This window comes from Rhizobium sp. 01L419 (assembly GCF_056400025.1).
This window is the reverse complement of record NZ_JBFTSM010000013.1, coordinates 194,212-220,414: the sequence shown is the minus strand read 5'-3', so window position 1 is coordinate 220,414 and position 26,203 is coordinate 194,212. Positions and strand designations below refer to the sequence as shown.

Genomic DNA, 26,203 nt, shown 5'->3' with positions numbered 1-26,203 from the left:
GTGCGTCGGGCGCACGCGTCCTCAACACGCTGCTTTTCGAGATGAAGCGCCGCGGCGCCAGGAAAGGTCTTGCCACATTATGCATTGGCGGCGGCATGGGTGTCGCCATGTGCTTCGAGGCGTTTTGAGCAGGAATTAACATCGAGCTGCACGAACCCTTGATCGTAGTCGCCAGAACCTGATGAGATCGGCAAGCATGTCTTGAGCTGCTATTTAGGCAAACCGCCCCTTCTTCATGAGGAAGCGAAGGGTAGGCACCATTATTGAGCGCGACCAACCGACGCCACGAGCGCATAACCGGTATCAAAGCATCAGCCTCGTTGCGGTGGTGGAATATGCGAGTGGCACAACGCGTAGCTATCGCGTTTGATTGGCAGAAGACGCCCTAGCGAATTCAGCGCGAACCCGGCTCCATCGCCGCAAGCGAGACCCTGGTCGGCGGCGCGACGCTGGATGCCTGATATTCCGCGCTTTTCGGTGACGGTCGAAGCCTTGCTTCAGCGTGCGAATGCCTCAAACGGATTGACTTCGGTGAGTTGCCGGATCGCATCCTCGCTTGCTCCCGCGATTTTGAGCGATGGAAGAAGGCTCTCGACAAGATGCGTGTAAGGTCTCGGGGTCCCACCACCGGGTTGCGCCGGATCATACCAGCCGAGATCGTGGCTTATGAGCAGCTTCTCGCCGAGGCCGTTTTCAAGGGCACGCATTATCATTGCGACCAGATCCTCGTCGGGCGCCCTCCCGACATGGTCGTATTCGATCCACGCACCGCGCTCCACCAATGCCCGGTGAAGCCCGAAGTCCCTTTCCTGCTGGGTATGGATCGATATAAAGCGCTCTGGTGAGCAGCCCTCCGACTGAAGAATGTCCAACTGCTCCATCACAACCCTTCCTCGGATCGTGTGGGAGCCGATCACGGCATTGGTCTGCACGGATGCTCTTGCTGCCGCGCGGAGAATGCGGGCTTCGAGAGGCGAGATCCCGTCGTCGCCAGCGCTGAGCTTGATCCATCCCGCCAAGACGCCAGTGTCCTCGATTCCTTCGGTAAGCTCGCTGACCATCCATTGTTCAAGATCGTCCTCATTAGCCTCTGCTACCCAGGCGGGTATCCACGGTTCGCGGTAGTTGCCGGTCGGGACGACGATCGGAAAATCGGCTGCCTTCGACACGGCGAGATCGATGTCCGCACGTCTTCCTACGCCCCCCGTCGTACACTCTACGAGCAGTGTTATGCCTTGCCGTTTGATCGCCTCAATCTGCGGGACCATCAGTGCCAGAACTGCGTCTATCTCCGCCTCTGCGTAGCCTGGTTGGTCGGGCGTTCTAAGATCGACGAACACATGCTCGTGCGGGAGAATCATCCCGACTTCGTCGCGGCGCCTTGGCCCCAGGGTGGTGTAAATCTGCGTCATCATTTGAGGCTTCCGTAGGATTTGGCACAACGGTGACTGTACAGGACATATAATGAAGTGGCGATCGCCAACTGATCCCCAAGAGCGTGTAAAGAAGCGTATCGCAGCTTTCAGCATAGATGGGGTAATCGGCTTCGTATCCCTTCCTAAAAGCTTCGATATGCGTGGGCTGCTGAGCAACTTCGGGCTTAAGGTCGGCGTGGTGTCGGCAGGGACATTCGAAGGAAAAGGTACGCGAGCTCGTTGAGGCGGAGGCCGATCTGTTGGATCGTGCGCCTCGAACTTCTCGGCGATTTAGCGCTCGCTGTGGGAGAGGTGGCGGGAAAAGAAGATAATCTTCTCGTCCCTGAGATCCTCGATCGATCTCGCTCTTCAAGGCAGCGGCAGCTCGGTCGTAACACCTGTCCGTGCGCAAAGTTGCCGACAACCTAGGATCTTTCAACGTCAGTGCGATCGATGTAGGGTGCAGAACGGATGAGGTTCTACCACGATCATCGAAATGGCAGACAACAACGCGCTGACGCAGGAAACGAAGCAGCGTTGCGCCCGCGGGGCGACCTTTGACCGAAAGACCACACCCGACATGGCCGACACAGTCGTTCTTCTCCACGGCATCAAGAGGACCAGCGCTTGCATGCGCAAGTTCGAAAAGCACCTGCAGATGCAGGGCTACATCACTCGTAACGTTGATTATCCTTCGACCCGCTACCCAATCGAACGACTGGCGAAAATCGTTGCGGCAGAAGTGGAAGATGCAGCTGAAAGCAACCGTGGAGGCCGTATTCATCTGGTCGGACATTCCATGGGCGGATTGGTCATAAGGGCGATGTTAAAGAGTTACCGACCGTCAAATCTCGGGCGAGTGGTGATGGTCGGCACTCCGAACAATGGCAGCCAGGTCGCAGATTTCCTGAAAAATGTGCCGCTGTACAAAGCGGCTTACGGCCCTGCCGGTCAGCAGCTCGTCAGCGATCAGAGCACGTTCGGCCATATTTTCGGTCCGGTGGATTTCGAACTGGGCATCATCGCCGGAACCCGGAGCATCGATCCGGTTTCGTCCTTGATCATTGGCTATCAAAAAGCCAATGACGGAAAGGTAACTGTAGAAAGCACGCGTCTTGCAGGAGCTGCCGACCATATCGTAATCGCGGCCAACCACACCTTCATCCCATCCAACAGGACCATGTGGGCGCAAGCCCTTTCGTTTCTTCGGGACGGCAGGTTCCACCGATGAGCACCTTGATGGGAAAGGAACCGTCGACCTCCGCTATTCTGCAATCGGGCAGTTGATGGGATTCGGGTTGGCGCCACTCTAAGCGGCTGCCCGCTGGATTTCTGTGACCAACACCAGGATTGGCGGCGGGCGCGCGAACCGCTGACGAATAGATTGCTTCGCGCGCCCTCTAATGTGCTTAATCGCTCAGAGCTTGTAACCTCCGCTTGCCTCGATGACTTGAGCGGTTACCCAGCTTGCTTCCGTTTCTTTCGCTGAGTTCACCATTAAGCTGATCGAAGAGAGCCGGGATCGATTCCATTGCAATCAGGTTGATTAGCAGCAGCTGAGAAACGGCGGAAACCGATATCACAAGCCCCATTCCACCCTCTCTGGTCAGCCGCACCATGATGAGATTACCCACGCAATAAAGCGCGAGTGACGGGACCAACACGAGAATGCTGTTGGTCGCAATATAGGCGCGTGAAGCGGTCGCTGCGGCCAGGAATGACGCCATTGCGCCGGCGAGCCAAAGCCGGCATGTTCCGATAATTCCAAGCCGGCGCCTTAGCAGCGATTCAGCCGTTTCTATCGCGGCCTGCCATAACAATGCTTCAAATCGCGCTTCTCATCGACATTATCCGCCTTTGCAGGAATGAAACGACCGTGCGCATCCTACTTGTCGAAGACGACAGCATTCTCGGCCCGTCCCTGAAGAAGGCACTAGAAAAGCATGCCTATGGCGTCGACTGGATGCGTGACGGCCAGTCCGGTCTTGAAGCGACGGAGCATTCGGATTTTGCAGCTATTGTCCTCGACATCAACCTGCCGCTGCTCAGCGGCATCGAGCTCCTCAAAGGTGTAAGACGCAAAGGCAACGCCGTCCCCATCCTGCTTTTGACGGCGCTCGACAACGTCCGGCGCAAGGTCGAGGGTCTCGACGAGGGAGCCGACGACTATCTGGTCAAACCCTTTGATCTCGATGAATTGCTTGCCCGTCTGCGTGCGCTGATCCGGCGACGCGACGGCCGGACGGAAAGCCTGCTTCGGTGCGGCGATGTCGAGGTGGATCCGTCGGCAATGATAACGCGCAAAGCCAATATACAGGTGCACACGACGGCAAAGGAATTCCACCTGCTCAAGCTCCTGATGGAGCGCAGCGGTCGCTACGTGACGAAAAACGATATCGAATACGCGCTTTACGATGCCTATAGCAGCGTCGAAAGCAATGCCATCGAGGTGACGATCTACAATCTGCGCAAGAAGCTCGGCACCGAATTCATCAAATCGATCCGCGGCATCGGCTACATGATCGAACGATGAGCCCCTCAACCCTTACGCGCAAGCTCTTCCTGCGGATCGCCCCCGTCGTCGTGGTGACCATCCTGGTGATCGGCGCCTTCGCCTTCAACAGCGCCACGCGCGAGATCAATAATATCTACGACGCGCAGCTTATCAACGATGCGAACGTCTTATGGGGACTGCTGCATAACCGGCTACGGCACTCGCCGGAGCGCACACCGCGACAAGTCGATGACATCGACCTCAACATGAACAATCAGCTCGCCTTCAACGAGGACGCGGACGATTACGCCGATGCGCATATGTTCCGTGCCTGGGTGAACGGCAAGATCATGTTCTACTCCAGCACGGCCTTTCTTGCCGACGTGCCGTACCAGAAGGCAGGCTTCACCGACCTTTCTTACGGCGGCGAGAACTGGCGGGTCTATTCACTGCCGATCCCCGCTTCAGACATTGTCATGGAAGTCGGAGAAAAGATGTCCCTGCGTCAGACGCTGGTTTCCAACATCCTTCTGAACCTGTTCTTTCCGCTGCTCGTGCTAGTGCCGGTGATAGGCTTTCTGATCTGGCTCGGGATCCACAATGGCCTTCGGACCATACACGGGCTTGTCCACCAGATCCGCACCCGTTCGCCCGACGATCTTTCAGCCATTGCGGTCGGGGACCTGCCGAGGGATTTTCTGCCCCTCGGAAAGTCAATCAACCAGCTTCTCGAAAAGCTCGGCCGCTCCCTGACCCTCGAGCGGCGCTTTTCTGATCTGGCGGCCCACCAGCTGCGCACGCCGCAGGCAAGCGTCAAGCTGCTGCTGCAGATGCTGGCGAGCACCGATGACCAGCAGGAGCAGAAGGCGATCATCTCGGATCTGGTGACCAGCAACAACAGAGCCACCCATCTCATCGAGCAATTGCTGCGCCTTGCCAGGGTCAGCCACCATCCGCTCAATCCGATACCGGTTCCGCTCTACCATATGATCGCGTCGACCTTGGCGGACTTCGGCAACATCATCAACAGCCGCAATCTCGACGTCTCGCTGGAAGGCCTGGAGTCGGCCGAGATCATGACAGATGAATCGCTGCTGCAGATGATGATCAGCAACCTCCTGGACAATGCCATCAAATATACGCCGGTGGGCGGTATGATCGAGGTCATCCTCTCCTGCGAAGTCGAGTTCTGGCTGATATCGATCAGCGATAGCGGGCCGGGCATACCGCCCGAGGAGCGAGAGGCCGTGTTCAATCGCTTCTATCGCCTCGACACGCTGAATGCCGAAGGTGCGGGCCTCGGGCTTGCAATCGTTGCCGACACCGCGGACCGGCTTGCCGCTTCCGTAAAGCTTTCCACACCCCCGCGGGGCAGCGGGCTGCGGGTCGAGCTGCGACTGTCCAGGAACTGACGCAGCAACGACGGCGTCGATCAGGTCCGCGACAACGGCTCCCTCATTTTTCATTTTCGCATCATTTTCCTCTCAGGTCAGCCTCATCGGCCGTCGTTAAACACGACCGCAAGGCAGATCGAAGGACGATTCGATGCAGGTATTCTCTGATTTTGACGGCACGATTTCCATTCAGGATGTGACGGATGTCGTGCTGTCCTGTTTTGCCGAGCCTGAATGGGAAGACATCGAGCAGCAATGGAAAGACGGTCTGATTGGATCGGCAGAGTGCATGCGCCGCCAGATTGCCCTCATCCGGGCAAGCCGTCACGAACTCGATGCGATCCTGGACACCGTTGCCATCGACCCCGGCGTCCTCGCGTTTCGCGACTACTGCCGCGTGAACGGCCTGCCCCTGACGATCGTCAGCGACGGCGTCGACTATTTCATCCGCCATGTGCTGAGGCGCAACGGCATCACCGATCTGCCCGTCATCGCCAATCACCTTCGCTGTAGCGTCGTCGACGGCCTTGAGAGCTACATCCTGGCACCCGCCCCGAACTCGGCCGGCTGTTCCTCCGGCTCGGGCGTGTGCAAATGTCGGGTCGTCTCCGGCATGGAGCCGCAGGTCTATATTGGCGACGGACGGAGCGATTTCTGCGTCGCCGGCAGAGCCGACCTTGTCTTCGCCAAGGACACGCTCGCCGATTACTGCGGCGACAGCAACATCCCCTTCATCGCTTTCGATGATTTCGCCGACCTGCTTTCCAAGATGAAAGCCGTCATCCCGAAGATCGCGCGTCCGCGCCGAGCGGCGCTGCAATCGAAAATCGCCTGAACCAGAAGACCAAGAGGCCTCTCATGAACATTGTGAATGCTGAAACCTTCAACAAAAAAACGCCACTCTCCGACCTGTCGGAAGCCGAACTGCGCTTGCTGGAGGAGACCTACTGCTCTCACGGCGATACGGTTCATTATTCGGCGGAGCCGAAATTCTTCGAAGAATGCGAAGGTTCCTACGTCTATGACGCCAAGGGAACACCGTTTCTCGATCTGCAAATGTGGTATTCCGCCGTCAATTTCGGCTACCGAAACGAAAGGCTGAATGCCGCCCTCCATCGCCAGCTGGACCGGCTGCCGCAGGTCGCCTCGCAATATCTGCATCGCGAGAAGGTCGAACTGGCCGCCATGATCGCGCAGGACGCCGAACGCAAATTCGGCCGCAAGGGGCGCGTTCATTTCAATGTCGGCGGATCGCAGGCGATCGAGGATTCGCTGAAGCTGGTGCGCAACTATACCGGTGGCAAAAGCCTGATGTTCGCCTTCGAGGGCGGCTATCACGGCCGCACGCTGGGCGCCTCGGCGATCACCTCCAGCTATCGCTATCGCCGCCGCTTCGGCCATTTCGGCGAAAGGGCCCAATTCGTCGAGTTTCCTTACCATTTCCGCGGCGGGAAGGGCATGACCAAGGAGGAATATGGCGAACATTGCGTGCGCAAATTCGCTCGCCTCTTCGAAAGCGAATATAACGGCGTCTGGGATCCGAAGGTCGGCAGCGCAGAATATGCCGCCTTCTATATCGAACCGATCCAGGGCACCGGTGGCTATGTCATTCCGCCCATGAACTTCTTCACCGAACTCAAGAAGGTTCTGGATCAGCACGGCATCTTGCTCGTCGTCGACGAGATCCAAATGGGTGTCTACCGGACGGGCAAACTCTGGTCGATCGAACATTTCGGCGTCTCCCCGGACGTTCTTGTCTTCGGCAAGGCGATCACCAACGGGCTCAATCCGCTTTCGGGCGTTTGGGCCAGGGAAGAAATGATCAATCCGACAATCTTTCCGCCCGGTTCCACCCATTCCACCTTTGCCAGCAACCCGATGGGTACGGCCGTCGCGCTCGAAACGATGAAGATGCTGGAAGAGGAGGATTTTGGTGCTGCGATCATGGCCAAAGGAGCATATTTCCTCGATGGCCTCAAACAGCTTCAGAAACGCCATGCGATCGTCGGCGATGTCGACGGGCTCGGATTGGCCCTGAGATGCGAGATCTGCAAGGAAGACGGCTTCACGCCGGACAAGGCGACGATGGACTGGCTCTGCGACGAGGGCATGAAGGGCGATCTCAGGGTCGGCAACAAGACCTATGGCCTCGTTCTCGATGTCGGCGGCTACCATAAAAACGTCATCACGCTGGCCCCGAACCTGTTGATTACTCGCGAGGAGATCGACCTGGCGCTGACGCTGCTCGACCAGCTCTTCACACGTGCGGTCCGGAGGTAGGATGGTGCAGCTTCTCCTCCTTCATCTCGACGATGCTTTGGAGTTGCAGCCGGACTTCGTGCGCGCCTGCACGCTCGCGGGCGCGTGCCACCATGTCGACAAGCTGAGCGGGAAGACGATCAGACTGTGGGGCAGGCAGAAAATGCTTGCCGAACTCGGCCGGGACATAGCCAGATCGCTGCCGCCGCGCAGCAGAGGGCCGCAGCTTGCCTTCATGGGCTCGGGCGATTTCCATCATGTGACCGCCCTGCTGCTCGATACCGCTCTCGAACGGCGCCCGGTTTCGACCACGCTCGTTCATTTCGACAATCACCCCGACTGGGTGAACTTCGAGGGCGGTATGCATTGCGGCTCATGGATCAACAGCGCACTTTCAAACCCTTATATCGAAAGGGTTGTTACCGTCGGGGTCTGCAGCCACGACCTGCGCAATCCCGAGCGCAAGGGCGCCAATCTGGGCCGGCTGCGGCAAGGCAAACTCGAACTTTATCCTTACGAGCATCCACCCAGCCGCGTGAAGGCCGATTATGGCAATGGCCCGAGCTACCGCCAACACAGGGGTGCCTTGCACTGGAATTCCATCTCCGAGATTGGCGAGGAAAATTTCATCGACCGCATCCTCACCCGCATCGGCACCGAGGCAGTCTATGTCACGATCGACAAGGACGTGCTCGCCGCCGATGACGCCGTAACCAACTGGGATCAGGGGCGCATGCGGCTGCCTTATCTGATGGCGCTTGTCAGCGAGATCGGGAGCCGCCATCGCATCATTGGCGCCGACGTCGTAGGCGACTATTCGGTGCCAAGCTATGCTGGTGGCTTCACGACCCGCCTGCTCAAGCAAGCCGAAACCTTCATCGATCAACCGCGTCTGCGGCACGCCGCCGATGCGGTGCGAAATATCAACAGCGCTGCAAATCACGCATTGCTGGAAGTCCTGGCGGAATCGATGGGATGATCGGCGGCCTCACATTGCCGATGGTCGGCCTGATCCTCTTCTGCGTTCTGGCGGAAACGGCGCGCGAGGTCTGCTTCAAGCAGGTTGCCAGCGACAGCCCGGTGCTGACGACGCTCACCAAGCCGCTGACCTGGCTCGGCATCGCCTTCTGGGCGATCGAACTGCTTGCCTGGACGGTCGTACTTGGCAGGGTGCCGCTCACCGTCGCCTTTCCGCTGATGGCGCTCAGCTATGTGGCGATCGTCATCGCCGGCGCCGTCATCTTCAGGGAAAATATCAACCTTCGTCACGCGGCGGGCGTGTTTCTCGTTACCGCCGGCGTGGCCTGTGTCGGAGCAACCGGACTATGAAAATCTTTGCTCATGCCAGGTGGGATGCCGCCCCCGTGCTTGCCGCCGTGGCACATCTCGTTTTCGACGTCTACCTGATCGTCGGCTTCCAGAGCCGGCCGCTCTGGGCCTCATTGATCCTGGGCTGCGTTTATGCCCTCTCGATATCCTGGAACATCAACAGCATCTCGCATAATTTCATCCACACCCCCTATTTCAAGCCGCGCTGGATGAATTACGCATTCAGCCTGATGGAGTCGGTGGCGATCGGCTTTTCCCAGACCTATTACCACTGGGTACATATGCGCCATCACTCCGGCAACAGTGACCGGCCGGACGAGAAAGGCGAGACGATCGATCTTCTGTCGATCTATCGTCATGGCAGGAACGGCGAACCGGAAAACGTCTGGTCCTACACGCTAAAGAGCTTCTTCCGCGACAGTCTCGGCGATATCCACAAGGCCATTGCCAAGCGGCGTCCCTTCGATGCCGCATGGGGCCGTTTCGAGCTGGTGGCCTTTCTCGGCCTGGCGGCGATTGCGCTGATCTACGACTGGAAGGCCCTACTGTTCTTCGTGCCCTTCTATTATGCCGGCAACTGCCTGTCGTCGCTCAACGGTTATTACGAGCATCTTCACGGCGATCCGGACGAACCAATCGCCTGGGGTGTAAGCAGCCACAAGCCGTTCTACAACTGGCTGTGGTTCGGCAATGGCTATCATGCCGAACATCATTATCGGCCGCGCACCCACTGGACGAAGCTTTCGGCCCTGCATGAACAGATCAAGGACGAGCAGGAAAGAGCCGGCACGCACGTGATCAGCACCTGCCATGCGCTCGGCTTCATGGCTCCGGAAAACCGCGAGACGGAGCTTCGGCATGAGGTCTGAGCAATTGAGTTTCTTCCTGGAAGGCACGAATGGCAAAGGTGTGCTGCTGATCCACGGCCTGACCGGCGCACCGGCCGAGATGAAGCTTGTCGCTCGCCAGCTCAATCGTCGCGGCTACAGCGTGCATGCGCCGCTGCTGGCCGGTCATGGAGAGGATATCAGGACATTGCGCCGGACGCATTGGGAAGACTGGCTGACAAGCGTGCTGCAGGCCTCCGAATTCCTGGCCGAGCGAACGCAGGCGATATTTGCGGCCGGCATCTGCGTTGGCGGCAAGCTTTCGCTGCTTGCGGCCGAGCAGCGGCCGGATCTGATAAAGGCGGTCGCCATCTATTCGCCGTGCTTCCACTATGACGGCTGGGATGTTCCAAGACACTATGCGCTGCTCTCACCGCATATCGGATGGTTGTCCCGCATCCCTTTCCTCGACCGTCTCAATTTCAGGGAGAATGACTCACTCGGCATCAAGGACGAGCGGATGCGGCGGATGGTCGAAGGCATGGTCGGCGAAGGCATGCTCGAGAAATTCCCCGGCCGCGGCATCGTCGAAATGCACCGGCTGGGCAAGGCGCTTCGCCAAACCTTGCCGCAGATCCAGACACCGACGCTGATCCTGCATGCGGAAGAAGACGATCTGAGCAATCCACGACATGCCCTCTACATTTCCGAGCATATTGGCGGGCCGCACCAACTCAGGTGGATCAAGGACAGCTACCACATGATCCATCTCGATCGCCAGCATAGGCAGGTCGCAGCGTTCACGGCGGATTTTTTCGAGGCAAGCCATGCTGCAATTCGCGCATAAACGTCCCTTTCCCGGAAGTGCCGAGCCCCTCACGCAGGTCCACGACACGATCCGCGCCATCGGCCGCGAGGCGTGGAACGCCTGCTTCCGCGGCCATGTCGAGGATTATGATTGCCTTCTGGCGATAGAAAGCGCCGGCATCGGCGACTTCGAGTGGCGCTACCTGACCGTCGTGGAAGACGGTAAGGTCAGCGCGGCCATGTCGGCGTTCCTGTGCCCCTATCCATTGGATACCACGCTGGAAGAGGGCATGGCGCGGCGGCTGATACGTCGCGTGCGGCAGCATGCATCGGGTTTCCTCGTTCTGCGGCTTGCCTGCCTTGGCTCGCCCTGCACGGAAACCGGCGCGATAGGTTTTCATGCCGACGTGCCGGAGGAACGTCGCGAGGGGCTGTTTGGCGAATTGCTCGCCGCCTTCGAGGCGCTTGCGGCCGAAGAGTGCTGTGCGCTGATGGGGATCAAGGATATTCCTTCACCGGTTGCCGGCGAATTCGGCACGCTGTTTTCAAAATGCGGTTATGCTGCCATCGGCGGCCTGCCGTCCGCCTGGCTCGATATCGATTTCAAGACCATCGACGACTACATGGCCCGACTGTCGGCGGGCACCCGAAAGGACATGCGGCGCAAGCTGAAATCCTTTGATGCCGTCAGGGTCGAAATCAGAACCGATATCGGCGATCTGCTTAACCGGGTGATGACGCTCTATCATGACACGCGCAATCGCAGCGAATGGCAGTTCGAGGAACTGACCCCGGCCTATTTCGAAGGCATCCTCACCCATATGGCTGGCCGCGCGTTCTGCGCGCTTTATTTCGTCGGCGACGAGCTGCTCGCCGCCAACCTGATCGTTCATGACGAACGGCTCGCGATCGACAAGTTCTTTTGCATGGATGGCGAGGGAGGACGTCCCTACAACCTCTATTTCCTCAGCTGGTTCACCAATCTGCGCTATTGCCTCAGTCATGGCCTTTCCCGCTACCAGAGCGGTCAGGCTTATTATGAAAACAAGGTGCGGCTCGGCAGCCAGCTCACGTCAAACACCATGTTCTTCCGCCATCGCAATCCGCTGCTGCAGGCGCTGTTGCGGCTGGTCTCCCCGCTCTTTTCGCAGGAGCAGGCCAAGTGATGACGTCGATGCGCCTGACATGGCTCTCCGTGCCTGTCCTCAACACGCTGTTCCAGATCTTCACCAAGCTTGGCGCGACGCAGCTCGGCAATGTCGAGGGGACGACCTGGCTGGAGGATGCGTTGACCTCGCACTGGATCCTGGCGGCCATCGTCGTCGAGATCGTCTGCTTCTTCATCTGGATGACGGTGCTCGCCGAACTCGACCTCAGCAGGGCCTTTCCGCTTTCCGGCATCAGCTACGTGTTGATCATCGCCACCGGCTGGTTCGCTTTCGGCGAACCAATCGTCGGCCTTCAGATCGTCGGCAGCGGTCTGATCCTCGCCGGTGTCTGGCTGATCGCCGGCGCAGCGCAAACGGACTCCGTCGGTGACCTAGAAGCCGGGCGCGTCCTGCCGCACGCCCATGTCAGCAAGGATCGATGATGCGGCCAACACTGAATTTCATCCTCCGTCATGGCGAAGCGGCTGCGTCGGCACTCAGCAATTGGGTCCTGGAGCGTGCACTCTCGCATATCGTCACCCGCGGTTGCCTCAATGTCACGACATCCAATGGGCAGCAGCTTTCCTTCGACGACGGGTCCGGAGAGCGGATGCATGTCAGCTTTGCGGACCTTGCAGCGCAGTGGGCATTCCTCATCGACGCAGATCTGCGGCTCGGCGAACTCTATATGGATCGCCGCTTTCTCATCGAACAGGGCTCGCTCCACGACTTCCTAGCGATGATGCTGCGTGAGGCGCAGAACACCAACCATCCGCTTATCGCCCGGCTGATCGACAGTGCCCGCGTCTGGTTGCGCATCTTCCGCCATCGCAATCTGCCGGCGCGCTCCAAAGCCAATGTCGCCCACCACTACGATCTGGATGGCCGGCTCTACGACATCTTCCTCGACGCGGACCGGCAATATTCCTGCGCCTATTTCGAGAATCCCGACCAGTCGCTCGATGCGGCACAACGCGCCAAGAAGCGGCATCTCGCCGCGAAATTGCAGCTTGGGCCCGGCAAGAGCGTGCTCGATATCGGTTGCGGTTGGGGTGGGCTGGCCCTGCACATGGCCAGGCATGTACCGTGCGGGCATGTGCTTGGCATCACCCTGTCGGAGGAGCAGCATGGCTACGCCCTGAAGCGGCTTGCCGAACATGAGAGGATGGAGGCAGGCATCCAATTTTCCCTTCAGGATTATCGCAGCCTGAGTGGACGGTTCGACCGGATCGTGTCGGTTGGCATGTTCGAACATGTCGGCCTCGCATCCTTCCGCGCCTTCTTCGAGAAATGTGCGGACCTGCTGGAAGATGACGGCATCATGGTTTTGCACACGATCGGCTGTTCTGCGACACCTGGCTTCACCACACCTTGGCTCGACAAATATATCTTTCCGGGCGGCTACATTCCCGCGCTGTCGGAGATCCTTCCCCAAATTGAAAAAGCCGGTCTTGCGGTTACCGATATCGAGATCCTGCGCCTGCATTATGCCTGGACGCTGGCACATTGGCGAAAGCGCTTCCTGGCGCGCTGGCACGAGGCAGCCGCACTTTACGACGAGCGCTTCTGCCGCATGTGGGAATTCTACCTTGCAAGCGCCGAAGCCGCGTTCCGCTACGAAGATCTGGTGGTTTTCCAGATTCAGTTAAGCAAGCGCAATGACGTCATTCCCGTCACGCGGGATTATATCGGCCAGCATGAGAAAGCGGCAACGCAAAGCTCAAAAGCCGATCTGGAACGAGCGGTTGAGCGTAATACCGATGACGTTCTGATCGGCTGAGCCAAGTCTTGAGGTGATCGGGCTGTCGGCGGCATCCCCCACCAGGCGGCTATATGTGTCGTAGATCTGCACACTCCAAGCCGGTGAGAGCGTATAGGTGGCGGCCACCGTTAAACCGATGGATTTGAGACCGCCATTCGCGTTGAACGCCTCGACGCGGCCACTATTGGCAGCTTCCTCGGCGGAAACCCCGAAATTGTTGCGCATATAGGTGCCGTTTGCCAGAGACAGGCGCGGACCGGCAGACAGAAGCCAGCGATCGCCGACCGGCTGGAACCAATCGAGATAGAGATCGGCCAGCAGACCATCGCCGCCCCACAGCGCCTGCCGTGTTTCCACCCGCACTCGCAGGCGATCCTCTATCGGCCAGTATTGCGCAAAGACGCCGGCGTCCAGATTCCACTGGACCGAATGCAAACCCTTCAGTTCGGAATCGTCGAATGCCGACCGTCCCCCTCTCAGGCCGACGACGGGACCGATTTCGACGCCGCCGATATCGAACAGCCCGTAGTCGATATTATCGTCCGGCGCGCTGTGTTCAGGCGCTTCTCCGAGGCGTCGAAAATCGAAAGACGGCATGCCGCTGAAGGAAAGGTGCTTCGATCCTTCATACGAGGGACCGTATTCGACGGACCCGCCAAGCGTTATGATCCACTGGTTATCGGAGGATTTTGCATCCTGGCTCAAGGCCGAATGAGACCCCAGGAATATCAGCGGCAACGTTAGCGCCGCCGCCCGGAATAATGCCGTGTCCGATGAGACCATTTACGCCCTGCTCCACGTCTCGAACGTCAGCCAACGACCCCGCTTGGAGGTTGCGCCGCTGCAGTCTTTTAAAGCAATTTTCTCTTCTGTGCCAACTGCCTTAGGGACATGCAGGTAAATCTGTAACGCCGCACTTCTTCTTTTCTGCAGCCGGCGGTCTCTTCGTCAGCTGCTCCACGGTCGCCGGCTTGGGCTGAAGCTGAGGCTGAGGCTCGGATTCAGCCTGAGATTTTGGCTTAGCGTGGGGTTTGAGTTCGACCTGTCGCTTGGGTTCGGCCTGCGGTTTTGGCGCAGGTGCCTGCGGCTCGCTGCTATCGGGAACGTTGGGTTTTGCCGGGGAGTTGTCGATGATTGCCGGCGCAGGCCTTGTCGACAAGCCGTTAGCGTCGGATTTCGGGGCTGTGACACCTCCCTTCAGCTTCGCATTCGGAGCTTCGGGCGAGGTCTTGGCAATCTGGCTTTGACCTTTGTCGGCAGGCGTATTGGTGTCGGGCAACTGCGGCTGGCCCTTTGAACCGGGAGCCGCCCGCGCGTCGGGATTTGCGCTCTGAAGCGGTGGTTGGGCGACCGTCTTCGGATGATGCGCCGCATTGGGCTCTGCTCCGGACGGCGGCGTTTTTTCTGCAGGAGTCGCTTGCGGCTTATTCACCAGTGTGCCGGCGAGCGGAAGCGGCTGGCCATTGGCGCCGGGAAGCGCGTGGGAGGCAGTGGTCTGTGTTTGCGGCTGTGGCTGGACCGAAGGGACGAGCGCCGGCGCCAAACCGGCTCCAGGTATCGGTTTTTCTGCTGCGGCCGGGACTTGCCTTTGCAAAACCGCAGCCTTTTTCTGCACCGAGGGCGGCAGGGCAACGTGAAGCGCAGCTGTACCCGCCGCGGCGATGGCGGCCGCACCGGCAAGCTTGTTTCCCGTCGGCCATCCGGGCGCAGCCGATGCCGCCTCGTTCCCGTTGACAACCGTGTTGTTGACGACCGTGTTGTGAATGTTGTTGAAAATGATGTTGTTTTCGGGCGGCACGATATCACGCGGGAGTTCCACCCATTCGGGGACCGGAACGAAGACGGGCGCCGGTAGCACGTAGAGATCGACCGGTGGCCTGGGCGGCGCAAGCATTACGAAATCTGGCGGCGGCGGTGCCAGGAAGACGACGGGCGGCGGCGGCGCATAACCGAAGTCGGCATCATCGAAATACAAGACAGGCCGGTCGACATAGACGATTTCCGGTGGTGGTGGAGGCGGCACGTCATACTCGATCACCGAAAATGACGGGGGCGGCTCGAGTGCTGCCTCGAAATGTTCCAGACGACGGCGGGCATCCCAGACATGGGGACCACGCGGATAACGTCCCAGATAGGACCAATAGGCCTCCGGCGTATCCGCATTCCAGGTTTCACGCCAGGTGATCGCTTCGCGACGCGCTGCAATGATCGCACGCACCCGCCTTGCCATGGAGTCGTTCGGATAGTCTGCCAGGAAATCCTCGTAACCACGCATCGTGTCGCGATCGAGCGCGGCGAAATAGGCATCGCGCTCATCGAAATCACCGATCGGCTTCATCCGGATCGTGGCATTGTCGTAGCTGGACAGCTGCGCGGCCGGAGGATTGGGACCGCGGTCGAAAAACGCAAAGGCGTTCTTGAATTTGGAAGCATTCCAGGAAATCTGCGCGCCCTTGGTCAGATCGCTGACCCGCAACCGTGTCCGGTCAAACACGTCATCGAGCGCAATGCCGCCGATGCGGATCATTTCCGCCAGGGCATGGGCATAGGAACCATAGGGGCCGCCTTCCTCCGGGGCGACGGTGCCCGGCGCGGCATTGAAGGCAATCAGCTGATTGGCGTCCGGATCGACGAGTGCCAGACCACCGGCCAGCGGCTGATTGGACTGCACGAAGGGATTGGCTCTTGCAGCATCGAGCACGACGATGCTGCCGCGATTGTTGATGCCGGCCAGCGATCTCGTGAAATCGGTTATCCGCAGAGCTTCGACCGGCACATCCGTGGCATTGGCGATCTGGGCGTCGACCGGCACGAAATAGTTATCGCCCTGATATTGCACTCCGTAGCCTGCCAGATAAACGAAAATGACGGTATCGGGTCCCGATGCATTCGCTTTCGTCAGAAAGTCCCGCATCGCGTCGCGCAATCCATTCTGGTCGAGGTCGCGCGCGCCGATCACGTCGAAGCCGGCCGCCTGCAGCGTTTGCGCAATCAGCCCGGCATCGTTGGCCGGGGTCGGCAAGGCGCCTGCCTTATAGGCGGCATTACCCACGACGAATGCTATTCTCTTTTCAGGGGAACCTTGCGCTTCGACTGGATCTACCGAAGCGATGCCAGCCAGAACCAGGGCGACGGCAAAGAATGTCCAGATCGCCTTTCTAGCCATTCTTATTGTCCGAAGAAAAGAAGGCATACAGGTTTTTCCAATCAACATGTGATGCAGTTCACTGTGAGTCCCCGCAAAGTCGGGGCCAGCCATATGAGCTTTCGCCAGAGATCGGCTGGCGAGCTTCGTATCTCTCTCTAGCAATCGTTTATGAGCGCGGGATTAGGCGTAACTGAAGTGAAACTGAAGACAGCTCGGACCCCTGGCAAGCCGGCGACATCCACTCGAGGGCGTGCACAGAGTTGGAGCGGCCACAGGATGGGCCGAGCTTCCTAAACGTGCAGCCCGACGAGACTGTCCCCCAGCCATTCGCAGGCACAGTGCGTCGAGTGGCCGCCGACTTCTGGCGAGTCGGAGCTCTCCGCATAGGAGTCGCGCGGCGACACGCGCGAAAGCAGAAATTCGCGTCACACGAGGGCGTGAGGAAGGGCAGCCGCAGGAGCGTCAGCGTGAGCGGTCCGAAGGAGACGAGGGACCAACTGCCCCACGACCGCGTGTTCCGCCTGCATGCCGACTTCGCGTCAGGCGTCACCCTGATCGCGACGGCACAGGAGGACGTCAACGACACTCCGGATGTGAAGCGGTTCTAGAATTGGTCAGGCCTGACCATCGTGGACCTGCGACACGTTCACAGGAGGCGTGTCCTCAAATGGGATATTCAGCTCTGGAGCCAACCGGCCCGCCATCGTCATTTCTCGTGGCACAAAGACACTTTCTAATGCGCCCACCAGTGGTGAATGATAATTGAGCGATATCGCTCATTTATTTCGACCTACCGTGAAATTTTTTGATTTACGGGCCACGGATCGGATACCAGCACGCCGAATGTCATGAATTCTTCATTTGACTCAAGATGTATTGCGATCATAATTTGAGCGAAATACATCATTTTGAGGACAAAGCTACGTGCTAACCGCAGCTCAGGACCGCCAGGCAAAAATCGTTGAACTTCTGAAAGAGGAGCAGTTTCTGGGCATCGGGATGCTCACCGAGCGGTTTGAAGTTTCCGTCGCGACCGTTCGTCGCGACCTCGGAGAGTTGGAGGAAGCGGGCCTCCTGCGCCGGACCCACGGTGGTGCGCTCAACATCAATCAGGTTGCCCTCGATAAGAGCAATGCGGCCCGCTCCATTTGGAAACAGGCTGAGAAGGCGGCGATCGCCGCTGTAGTCGCGGAAATGATCGCTGATGGCGACACGGTGCTTCTCGATGCGGGTACCACGGCGCTCGAAGTCGCCAAGCGACTCACGGGCCGAAGCAGCCTCACATTCATTTCGAACGGCCTCGACATCATCGCCGAACTGACGCGTTTCGACGGCCAGAACATTTACGCGGTCGGCGGGGAATATACCGAAACGAACCGATCCTTCCGCGGGCCATTGGCGGAGCAGCTCATTCGCCAGTTCAATGTCGACAAGCTCATTCTCAACGCCGCCTCGATTGATATGGATCGCGGATTGGTCTGCACCGTGGAACCGGTGAACGCAAGTGTGGCGCGCGCCATGATCGAGGTATCGCGCCGCGTGATCGTTGTGGCGGATCACTCGAAATTCACGAAATCCAGCCTGTCGGTTGTCGCCAGGATCGAAGACCTCGGCGTCATCGTGACCGACGCCGGCGCGAAATCCATCATCGACGCAGCTCCCGAACAGCTGCGCAAGAAGTTCGTTATCGCGAACTGAGCAAATCCAAGTTTTCATCAACAGCATCTCGCCAGGAGAAACAGATGCTCAAGACAAGCCGCAGAAAGTTCATGATCGGCGCAAGCGTTGCAGCGCTTGCCTCGACGACAAGTGCCCAGTTTGCCTTTTCGGCGGAACGCCGTGCGCTGAAGATCGGCGTCAATGGCATTCCCGTGACGCTGGAACCGATTAATGCGATCAGCAACGTCGGTCCTCGCATCGTCAACCAGATTTTCGACACGCTGCTTGCGCGCGACTTTTTCGGAAAAGGTGCATCGGGCAACGGCATCGATCTGATGCCGTCGCTGGCCGAAAGCTGGGAACGGATCGACGACAAGTCGGTTCGCTTCAGACTGCGCCAGAAGGTTATGTTCCACAATGGCGTCGAGATGACCGCAGACGACGTCGCCTACACGTTCTCCTCCGAACGGCTGTGGGGACCCGATGCGATCAAGACGATTCCACTCGGTGGCGCCTACTCGCTCGACTTCGACGAGGCACTCGTCGAGGATAAGTACACGGTCGTCCTGCGCACGAAGACGCCGACCCCTCTGACCGAGTCCTACGTTGCGTCCTGGATGGGGCGCATCGTTCCCAAGGACTATTACAAGTCGCTCGGAACGGTCGCGTTCGGTAACAAGCCGGTCGGCACGGGCCCCTATAAGTTCGTCGAGTTCGTCGCCAACGATCGCGTCGTCGTCGAAGCCAATGACGACTATTGGGGAGTGAAGCCCACCGCATCAAAAATCACCTACCAGCTCGTGGCCGAACCGGCGACGCGTGTCGCCGGCCTCATCAGCGGCGAATATGATATCGTCACCACGCTGACGCCGGACGACATGCCGATGATCAACGGCTACTCGGATCTGGAAACGCGTGGAAACGTCGTCGAAAATTTCCACATGTTCACGTTCAACATGAACCAGCCGATCTTCCAGTCGAAGATGCTGCGCCGCGCGCTGGCACTTGCGGTCAACCGCCCGCTGCTGGTCGAGTCCCTGTGGCACAACAAGGCGGTTATCCCGCACGGCTTCAACTTTCCGAACTATGGCAAGACCTTCGATCCCGATCGCCGCGCTCTGGCCTATGAGATCGAGGAGGCAAAGCGCCTCGTGAAGGAAAGCGGCTACGACGGCTCGCCGATCACCTACCACACGATGGGCAACTATTACGCCAACGCCACCCCCGCATTGTTGATGATGATCGAGATGTGGAAGCAGATCGGCGTCAACGTGGTGCCGAAGGTCTATGCTCCCGGCGCAGCTCCGAAGGACCAGGACAGCTACATGCGCAACTGGTCGAACGGCCAGTGGCTGACCGACGCCTGGGCGACGATGGTTTGCGAATTCGGCCCGAAGGGCCAAGTTCAGAATCGTTGGGGCTGGAAGGCTCCGGCGGAATTCAACGAGCTGTGCACCAAGGTCTCCCAGATGCCCGACGGCAAGGAGCGGTTTGACGCCTTCAATCGCCTGCGCGACATCTTCGAGGAAGAGGCGCCGGCGGTCATCCTCTACCAGCCGTTCGACGTCTACGCTGCCCGCAAGGACGTGCACTGGAATCCGATCAGCTTCGAGATGATGGAATTCCGCAACAATCTCAGCTTCGGCTGACGCCAGCAAACGAACTTGCGGCGCGCATTCGTGCGCACCGCATCCTGGAGGCGGCCATGTCCGATTTTCTGACCGTTCGCGACCTCGTCGTCGAGGTTCCTGCGCGGAACATCAAAATCCTCGACGGCATCAGTTTTTCGCTCGAAAGCGGGCAAACGCTCGGCCTCGTCGGCGAATCCGGCTGCGGCAAGTCGATGACCTGCTACGCGGTTGCCAGCATGCTGCCACGCGGCATTACCCGCGCGAGCGGCAGCGTGACCATCCAAAACAGCGCTCCAACCGGGGTGACGGCAAAGGCCCCGAAGATCGCGATGATCTTTCAGGATCCGACCAGCAGTCTCAATCCAGTTCACACGATCGGCTATTATCTGGAATCGGCTCTTCATCGCCATCAAGGTTTGAAAGGCAGCGACGCAAGGCTGGAAGCGATGCGACTTCTGGAGCGCGTCGGCATCGATCGCGCCAGGAGCAGGATGCGTGCCTATCCTCATCAATTTTCCGGCGGCATGAACCAGCGTGTCATGATCGCTCATGCGCTTGCCGCGAAACCTCAATTGCTGATCGCCGACGAGCCGACGACGGCGCTCGATGTCACGATGCAGGCCCAGATCCTGCATCTACTCGAAGAGCTGAAAGCGGAGACCGGCATGGCGCTGATGATCGTGTCCCACGATCTCGGCGTCATCGCACGCCTCGCCGACAAAGCGGCCGTCATGTATTGCGGCAAGATCATCGAGACGGCGCCCGTGGCCGAACTGCTCCAGCGACCGGCGCATCCCTATGCGCGCGCCCTGGTCGACTGCATGCCAAACATCGATCCGAACGATCTCGAACCGCCGGCTCCTATCCCTGGTTCCGTGCCGCTGCTCGACAGCCTTCCGCCGGGATGCCATTTTCATCCACGCTGTCCGCGCGCAAGCGCCGAATGCTCCGTCGGTTTCCCCGTCCCCGCCACTATCGGCCCCGTCCATGAGGCTTCCTGTCACCATCCGGTGGCCGCATGAGCGCGCCTTTCCTTCAGGCCACGGGGCTAACCAAGGTGTTCCGACACAAGACCGGCTTTTTCGCGAGGCCGACCAGCCAGCTTGCAGTGAATGCGATCAGTCTGGACCTTGCGGCTCGCGAACGCATCGGTGTGGTCGGAGAATCCGGAAGCGGGAAGTCAACCCTTGGCCGACTTCTGCTCGGACTGACGGAACCGACAGGCGGCGACGTCTGCTTCGAAGGTGTCAATCACAAGCGGCGCCAGGCCGACGACTGGAGAGCATTCCGCATCCGCACCGCATTGGTACAGCAGAACCCGCTTTCAGCCCTTAATCCGCAAATGTCCATCGGGCAGCAGATCGCCGAGGGGCTGCTTGTACATCGCATCACCAGTCGGGCGGGTGCCGACGAACGCGTCGCCGCCATGCTCGAGCGTGTCGGGCTGTCGAGCGCGATGATGAACCGCTATCCTCACCAGATGTCGGGAGGTCAGCGACAGCGCGTGGTGATCGCCAGAGCGTTGATCCTCGACCCGAAGCTGGTCGTCTTTGACGAAGCCGTGTCCGCGCTCGACGTATCCGTTCAGGCCCAGGTTGTCGCACTCCTGCGGTCTCTCTGGCAGGAGCTCGACCTGGCCTATGTCTTCATCACTCATGACCTGCGTATCGTGCGCCATCTCGTCGATCGCATCGCCGTCATGTATCTCGGCCGCATCGTGGAGACGGGCGACATCCGATCCGTCTACGAATGGCCGCGCCATCCCTATACGCGTGCTCTGCTCGCCTCCGTCCCCAGCATGGACCCGACGGTTCGCAACATCGAGCCGCCCATCAAGGGAGAACTCGATACGTCGGCAATATCGAAAGGCTGCGCCTTCCGATCGCGCTGTCCCTTCGCGCTCGACAGGTGTGCAACCGAAACACCCGAGCTGCGGGCTGTGGCCAGCCAACAGACAGCATGTCATCGTGCCGAGGAATTTCCGCAGGCGATCGCACCGCAAAGTGCGGTAACGCAGAAGGAGATGGCGCTATGATGGCCTTCATCCTTGCCCGCCTCATCCGGGCCATCGTGGTCCTCTTATTCACCGTTACGCTCGTCTTTGTCGTTCTGCGGTTGAGTGGCGATCCCGCCCAGCAGATGCTCTCCGACAATGCCGGTCCCGAGGCGCTTGCAGCCTTCAATGCCAAATGGGGCCTGGACCGATCGATCCCGGAGCAATATCTGTATTACGTCGCAAATGCCCTGCGTGGCGATTTCGGCGTTTCGTTCGCGGACGGGCGTGAGGTCTTCACCGTCGTCAGCGAACGAATTCCCAAAACACTTGTCGTAACGATCTCTGCCTTCATCCTCAGCATCCTGGTCGGCGTGCCGGCCGGGATCATTGCAGCCGTGCGGCGCGAGTCCGCTCTCGACAAGGGCGTGATGGCGGCAGCGGTGCTAGGCTACAGCGTTCCGAACTTCCTGCTCGGCCTGGTCTTCATCTTTATCTTCGCCGTCTGGCTTCGCGTATTGCCGAGTTCGGGCAGTTCGACCTGGAACCATGCGATCCTGCCGGTCGCGACCTTTGCTCTGTTCAACGCGGCGGCCGTGGCGCGCTTCATGCGCTCCACCCTGATCGACGTGCTAGGCGAGCCCTATATCGCAGCCGCTCGCGCCGACGGCATCCCGCACTGGGAGATCATTCTCCGCCACGCGCTTCCCAATGCCGCGATCCCGATGGTGACGACACTCGGCTTCGCCGCCGGCGGCCTGCTCGGCGGCTCCGCGCTCATCGAGCCGGTCTTTTCCTGGCCCGGTCTCGGCAGCGGGTTTGTGAATGCGACAAACACCGGGGACCTCCCCGTGATACAGGCGATGATCGTGCTGTTTACGGCCTTCATGGTCGCGATCAACCTGACCGTCGATGTCCTCTATGCGGTTCTCAATCCGAAAATCAGGAAGCACTGACATGACGGCAGCGCCCTCATCCCGCTCGATGCGCAGCACGATATCGGCTCCGTTTGTCCGCATGCCGGGCAGCATCGCCCTATGCTGCGCATGGATCGCCGTCGTGGTTATCGCCGGCATCACGGGCCGATGGTCGGCCCCTTTCGATTACACGCATCAGGATCCGCTTGCGCGGTTCGCGCGGCCGCTCGCATCCGTCGCCCATCTTCTTGGAACCGATTACCTGGGACGGGACATCGTCAGCAATCTGCTGATCGCGACCCAGACGACATTGATGATTGCGCTCGTCGGATCGCTCATCTGCGCCTTGATCGGAACGAGCCTCGGCCTGCTTGCCGCTCATTTCGGCGGCTGGATCGACAATGCCATCATGGGCTTTGCCGATGCGATGGCGGCGGTGCCGTTTATCATCGTTGCGCTCAGCGTTCTCGCGCTCCTCGGTTCCAGCCCGCTGCTGTTCGTCTTTCTCGTCGGTTTTGCAAGCTGGGAACGCTATGCGCGACTGACGCGCGGCCTCGTCATCAGTGCCAAGGAAGAGGGCTATGCGGAAGCGGCCCGTATTGTCGGCGTTCCACCAATGCGCATTTATCTGCGTCATATGCTGCCGAACATCGCCGGTCCGCTCATCGTGCAGTTCACCATCAACTTCCCGGAAATCATCCTCCTGGAAAGCGGCTTGAGTTTTCTCGGGCTCGGCATCCAGCCGCCCGAGACCAGTCTCGGGCTGATGGTGGCCGACGGCCGGAACTACCTGGCGATCGCCTGGTGGCTCGCAGCATTCCCCGGTGCCGTCATCGTTCTCACGACCCTGTCGATCAGCCTGCTCGGCGACTACCTGCGTGACCGGCTCGACGCGCGCCTCCGTTAATTGAAAGGAAATAGGCATGAACCCGCTCAGAATGACGATTGAAAACATGCGCCTCGGCGGCCACCGCGGCCATAGCGCCGGCGCGCCGGAAAACACGCTCGCCGCATTTAAAAAGGCTTTCGAGTTTGTCGGTCCGCTGGCCACCTGCGAGACCGATCTCAGCATCACCAGTGATGGCGAACTCATCCTGATGCACGATAAGACCGTCGACCGCACCACCAACGGTCACGGCATCGTGCAAAAGATGACCTATTCGGAAATCTCCAAGCTCGATGCGGGCAGCTGGTTCGACCACGAATTTACCGGAGAGCGGGTCCCGCGGCTCCGCGATGCCCTGCAACTCGCCCGTGAACTCGGCATCATCTATCAGCTCGAGCTCAAGATCTACGACCGCAACGATGTCCTTTTCGCGAAACTGCGGGCCCTGATCGATGAACTGGGTTGCGCCGACCTCTTGCAGTTTTCTTCGTTCGACTACGTCCAGCTGAAGGCCGTGAAGGAGGTTATTCCCGACGTGCCGACAGTCGGTCTGATGCACTCCCGTCTGATCGACCCGGCTGCGATCGCCCGGCAGGCCAATCTCGATGCCATGAATATCGAGGTCTATCACTTCGCCAGCGGCGAGGCGCACCAGCTTCACGAAGAAGGCTTCGCCGCGTTCACCTATTTGCCGGCGGGATATCATGAAAAACTGATGCAGTATGGCGTCGATATCGAGGCGCAGATCATCCAATGGGTTCGTGAAGGCCAGTTGGACCAGCTCCTCGGCGACGATGTGGCGCAGGTCACAAGGCTTAGGGATGAAGCGCGTGGTTGATACGCATGGCTATGCCTCGTCTGGTCGTCCAGCCGAGGCTATCGTTGAAGACATCGCAAGGGAAGCTGGGGAACTGGCCTTGGCCCATTTCCGGTCGCTGGCTAGCCTGCCGGTCGAAAGGAAGGGGCACCTCGATCTGGTGACAAAGGCCGACAGGCAGGTCGAGGAATTCCTGGTCGCCAGACTGCGGGAAGCCTTCCCCGATGACGGAGTTTTCGGCGAAGAAGGTGGTGAAATTCCAGGTACATCTGGCCGTATTTGGGTCATCGATCCGATCGATGGCACATTCAATTTCGTTCGAGGCGGCCAGAACTGGGCGATCTCCATTGGCCTGTTCGAAAACCGGAGCCCTACGTTTGGGGTGATTTATGCCCCGATCCGTCAGCTGATGTTGGTCGGGGGGCGATCGGTCGGGGCACGGTTGAACGGCAAACCTGTCAAGCCGTTGCCAGCCCTGGACATGTCGGCAGCATCGGTCGGTTTCAGTTTCCACCCCTCCATCCCGACGTCAGACCGCATCGAGGTGGTGCGCTTCCTTTCAGACGAGTTGCAGATCAACTTCCGCTTATGCGGATCAGCGACGCTGTCGCTGGTCGAGGTTGCGATGGGGGAAACCGACGGCTACATCTCGCTTGGGGACTCGACTTGGGACGTGATGGCGGCCCTGCCAATCCTCGAGAGCCTCGGTCTTTCTCATACCATTGACTGGAGCCGAACCGGCCTTTCCGAGAAATTGCGGTTTGCATGCGGAAACGATGAGCTCCTGTCGATGCTAGTCCCGCTCCTGCGGAGCGTTACACATGCCGCGTGAGGAAATAGAGTCCAACTAATCTCCACTACATTGATTCCGGTCTCGCAAACGTTCACGGGCGACCGGCCATCGCTTCACCTGTCCGGCCACACCAGCGACCGGGCAATATCGATGATGTCATCGCGAGGGGGGCGGGTCCTCCCTGTTCCAGGCGACACCGAGTTCGATCTTGAAATCGACGCCTCGCACCTTCTTCAACTCGAAACCGCGGTTAGGCAGATCCTGTGTCCGTTCCGGCACGAAGCCGATGCCAAGGCCAAGACCGGCTGAGACAAGCGACACCAGCGAGAAGGTATCGCAGCACTAAGCACCACGCATCTTTCATGCTAGATTGGCGTTCCAGAAAATCTACCACCCTCGAGCGAAACAGCCATGGCAGCAGGAAACAAATCGTCCCAGGCGGGAGCGCCACATAAACGTCACCACAAATTCAATGCCAAGCGAGACCCTAAGCCAGAAGTACTCGCCGAGGCCAATCGCACTGTTTTGCGGATTGCTCTCGCGGTGGGGATTGGTTTTCTCGCCGCCGTCGCCGTTCAGGTACTGTGGTAGCCGCCGTGCGATAAGCGAAACGACGCTAGCCCGGCGGCCATGATCAATAAGGGACGGACGTCCGACCGCGTCGGCTCAATCCTGCGTCAGATCACCGACTTCACCGAAACCAGCAAGCAGTCTTGGCGAACTCATATCGCCCGTTTCGCTGTCGACCATCACTGAATAGGCTCCTACGCCAATAGACCTGGCCGACATCGCTAAAGCTATCTTCTCCGCAGACGTCCCATTCGAGGCCTGCCGCATGTCTCCTGGCACCAAGCCCGCCCGGTTGCGCTTGAACGGGACGACGATAAATTTCTCCGACAGCGACATCATTGATCTCCGGATGTT

The 26,203-nt window shown here is 59.3% G+C and carries 26 protein-coding genes and 2 pseudogenes; 22 read left to right on the top strand and 6 right to left on the bottom strand.

The genetic code is table 11. The features are described 5' to 3' along the window. Positions 1–128 (top strand): annotated as a pseudogene (locus AC1DUP_RS24600) (acetyl-CoA C-acetyltransferase); the annotation flags it as partial. Between the two features lie 369 nt (positions 129–497). On the opposite strand, the gene AC1DUP_RS24595 reads toward AC1DUP_RS24600, so the two are convergent. Beyond that, positions 498–1,412 carry a phosphotriesterase family protein gene (locus AC1DUP_RS24595; RefSeq protein WP_113310023.1) on the bottom strand — a complete coding sequence of 305 codons (915 nt, stop codon included), beginning with the start codon at positions 1,410–1,412 and terminating at the stop codon, positions 498–500. 583 nt (positions 1,413–1,995) lie between these two features. On the opposite strand from AC1DUP_RS24595, the gene AC1DUP_RS24590 reads away from it, so the two are divergent. Continuing rightward, a complete protein-coding gene (locus tag AC1DUP_RS24590) occupies positions 1,996–2,646 on the top strand; it encodes an alpha/beta fold hydrolase (protein WP_113310022.1) in 651 nt (216 codons plus the stop codon). Positions 2,647–2,824: 178 nt separating this feature from the next. Here the strand turns inward: AC1DUP_RS24590 and AC1DUP_RS24585 are convergent, their stop codons facing one another. Further along, on the bottom strand, positions 2,825–3,142 hold the full coding sequence (locus AC1DUP_RS24585) for a hypothetical protein (RefSeq protein ID WP_477835070.1): 318 nt from the start codon (positions 3,140–3,142) through the stop codon (positions 2,825–2,827). Between the two features lie 149 nt (positions 3,143–3,291). Between AC1DUP_RS24585 and AC1DUP_RS24580 the strand changes: the two genes are divergently transcribed. The 11 genes from AC1DUP_RS24580 (at position 3,292) to AC1DUP_RS24530 (ending at position 13,453) form a co-directional block, all read left to right on the top strand. Beyond that, on the top strand, positions 3,292–3,948 hold the full coding sequence (locus tag AC1DUP_RS24580; protein ID WP_113295925.1) for a response regulator transcription factor: 657 nt from the start codon (positions 3,292–3,294) through the stop codon (positions 3,946–3,948). After that, on the top strand, positions 3,945–5,321 hold the full coding sequence (locus tag AC1DUP_RS24575) for an ATP-binding protein (RefSeq protein ID WP_113310014.1): 1,377 nt from the start codon (positions 3,945–3,947) through the stop codon (positions 5,319–5,321). The genes AC1DUP_RS24580 and AC1DUP_RS24575 overlap by 4 nt, the downstream gene beginning before the upstream one ends. Positions 5,322–5,454: 133 nt before the next feature. After that, positions 5,455–6,138, top strand: a complete 684-nt coding sequence (locus AC1DUP_RS24570) for an MtnX-like HAD-IB family phosphatase (protein WP_113310013.1) — start codon at positions 5,455–5,457, stop codon at positions 6,136–6,138. Positions 6,139–6,161: 23 nt separating this feature from the next. After that, on the top strand, positions 6,162–7,583 hold the full coding sequence (locus tag AC1DUP_RS24565; protein WP_113310012.1) for an aminotransferase class III-fold pyridoxal phosphate-dependent enzyme: 1,422 nt from the start codon (positions 6,162–6,164) through the stop codon (positions 7,581–7,583). A 4-nt stretch (positions 7,584–7,587) separates the two neighbouring features. After that, positions 7,588–8,541: an arginase family protein gene (locus AC1DUP_RS24560; protein WP_113310021.1), complete on the top strand. Its 954-nt coding sequence runs from the start codon at positions 7,588–7,590 to the stop codon at positions 8,539–8,541. Further along, the gene (locus AC1DUP_RS24555; protein ID WP_113295841.1) at positions 8,538–8,891 is read left to right on the top strand and encodes a DMT family transporter; all 354 of its coding nucleotides are present in this window, start codon (positions 8,538–8,540) and stop codon (positions 8,889–8,891) included. The genes AC1DUP_RS24560 and AC1DUP_RS24555 overlap by 4 nt, the downstream gene beginning before the upstream one ends. Next, positions 8,888–9,760 carry a fatty acid desaturase gene (locus AC1DUP_RS24550; RefSeq protein ID WP_113295842.1) on the top strand — a complete coding sequence of 291 codons (873 nt, stop codon included), beginning with the start codon at positions 8,888–8,890 and terminating at the stop codon, positions 9,758–9,760. The genes AC1DUP_RS24555 and AC1DUP_RS24550 overlap by 4 nt, the downstream gene beginning before the upstream one ends. After that, complete coding sequence (locus AC1DUP_RS24545; protein WP_113310011.1) at positions 9,750–10,565, top strand: alpha/beta fold hydrolase; 816 nt, start codon at positions 9,750–9,752, stop codon at positions 10,563–10,565. Before AC1DUP_RS24550 ends, AC1DUP_RS24545 begins: the two co-directional genes overlap by 11 nt. After that, the gene (locus AC1DUP_RS24540) at positions 10,546–11,691 is read left to right on the top strand and encodes a GNAT family N-acetyltransferase (protein WP_113310010.1); all 1,146 of its coding nucleotides are present in this window, start codon (positions 10,546–10,548) and stop codon (positions 11,689–11,691) included. The genes AC1DUP_RS24545 and AC1DUP_RS24540 overlap by 20 nt, the downstream gene beginning before the upstream one ends. Then, positions 11,691–12,116 carry an EamA family transporter gene (locus tag AC1DUP_RS24535; RefSeq protein ID WP_113310009.1) on the top strand — a complete coding sequence of 142 codons (426 nt, stop codon included), beginning with the start codon at positions 11,691–11,693 and terminating at the stop codon, positions 12,114–12,116. Before AC1DUP_RS24540 ends, AC1DUP_RS24535 begins: the two co-directional genes overlap by 1 nt. Then, entirely contained in the window at positions 12,116–13,453 is a 1,338-nt protein-coding gene (locus AC1DUP_RS24530) for an SAM-dependent methyltransferase (RefSeq protein WP_113310020.1), read from the top strand. Before AC1DUP_RS24535 ends, AC1DUP_RS24530 begins: the two co-directional genes overlap by 1 nt. On the opposite strand, the gene AC1DUP_RS24525 is transcribed toward AC1DUP_RS24530, so the two are convergent. Next, positions 13,394–14,218: a MipA/OmpV family protein gene (locus AC1DUP_RS24525; RefSeq protein ID WP_113295846.1), complete on the bottom strand. Its 825-nt coding sequence runs from the start codon at positions 14,216–14,218 to the stop codon at positions 13,394–13,396. The two genes, AC1DUP_RS24530 and AC1DUP_RS24525, sit on opposite strands and share 60 nt — an antisense overlap. Before the next feature lie 100 nt (positions 14,219–14,318). Further along, positions 14,319–16,601, bottom strand: a complete 2,283-nt coding sequence (locus AC1DUP_RS24520; protein ID WP_477835063.1) for a caspase family protein — start codon at positions 16,599–16,601, stop codon at positions 14,319–14,321. A 449-nt stretch (positions 16,602–17,050) separates the two neighbouring features. Here AC1DUP_RS24520 and AC1DUP_RS24515 point away from each other — a divergent pair, with 449 nt between their 5' ends. The 9 genes from AC1DUP_RS24515 to AC1DUP_RS24475 all read left to right on the top strand — a co-directional run bounded on the left by AC1DUP_RS24515 (position 17,051) and on the right by AC1DUP_RS24475 (position 25,318). Next, positions 17,051–17,191 (top strand): hypothetical protein, encoded by a 141-nt coding sequence (locus AC1DUP_RS24515; RefSeq protein ID WP_162748543.1) that lies wholly within the window; start codon positions 17,051–17,053, stop codon positions 17,189–17,191. A gap of 316 nt (positions 17,192–17,507) precedes the next feature. Next, entirely contained in the window at positions 17,508–18,281 is a 774-nt protein-coding gene (locus AC1DUP_RS24510; RefSeq protein WP_113295849.1) for a DeoR/GlpR family DNA-binding transcription regulator, read from the top strand. Positions 18,282–18,325: 44 nt separating this feature from the next. Then, entirely contained in the window at positions 18,326–19,891 is a 1,566-nt protein-coding gene (locus tag AC1DUP_RS24505) for an ABC transporter substrate-binding protein (protein ID WP_113310006.1), read from the top strand. A gap of 56 nt (positions 19,892–19,947) precedes the next feature. Continuing rightward, a complete protein-coding gene (locus AC1DUP_RS24500; protein WP_113310005.1) occupies positions 19,948–20,895 on the top strand; it encodes an ABC transporter ATP-binding protein in 948 nt (315 codons plus the stop codon). After that, the gene (locus AC1DUP_RS24495) at positions 20,892–21,908 is read left to right on the top strand and encodes an oligopeptide/dipeptide ABC transporter ATP-binding protein (protein ID WP_113310004.1); all 1,017 of its coding nucleotides are present in this window, start codon (positions 20,892–20,894) and stop codon (positions 21,906–21,908) included. The genes AC1DUP_RS24500 and AC1DUP_RS24495 overlap by 4 nt, the downstream gene beginning before the upstream one ends. Next, the gene (locus AC1DUP_RS24490) at positions 21,905–22,822 is read left to right on the top strand and encodes an ABC transporter permease (RefSeq protein ID WP_113310003.1); all 918 of its coding nucleotides are present in this window, start codon (positions 21,905–21,907) and stop codon (positions 22,820–22,822) included. The genes AC1DUP_RS24495 and AC1DUP_RS24490 overlap by 4 nt, the downstream gene beginning before the upstream one ends. 1 nt (position 22,823) lies before the next feature. Continuing rightward, entirely contained in the window at positions 22,824–23,690 is an 867-nt protein-coding gene (locus tag AC1DUP_RS24485; protein ID WP_162748542.1) for an ABC transporter permease, read from the top strand. 16 nt (positions 23,691–23,706) lie between these two features. Then, entirely contained in the window at positions 23,707–24,507 is an 801-nt protein-coding gene (locus AC1DUP_RS24480; RefSeq protein ID WP_113310002.1) for a glycerophosphodiester phosphodiesterase family protein, read from the top strand. After that, positions 24,491–25,318 carry an inositol monophosphatase family protein gene (locus AC1DUP_RS24475; RefSeq protein ID WP_113310001.1) on the top strand — a complete coding sequence of 276 codons (828 nt, stop codon included), beginning with the start codon at positions 24,491–24,493 and terminating at the stop codon, positions 25,316–25,318. Before AC1DUP_RS24480 ends, AC1DUP_RS24475 begins: the two co-directional genes overlap by 17 nt. A gap of 74 nt (positions 25,319–25,392) precedes the next feature. Here the strand turns inward: AC1DUP_RS24475 and AC1DUP_RS24470 are convergent. Together AC1DUP_RS24470 and AC1DUP_RS24465 are read right to left on the bottom strand one after the other, a co-directional pair. Further along, positions 25,393–25,621: pseudogene (locus tag AC1DUP_RS24470) on the bottom strand (LysR family transcriptional regulator); the annotation flags it as partial. Positions 25,622–25,945: 324 nt separating this feature from the next. Continuing rightward, on the bottom strand, positions 25,946–26,185 hold the full coding sequence (locus AC1DUP_RS24465; protein ID WP_113295857.1) for a hypothetical protein: 240 nt from the start codon (positions 26,183–26,185) through the stop codon (positions 25,946–25,948). Positions 26,186–26,203: the final 18 nt, after the last annotated feature.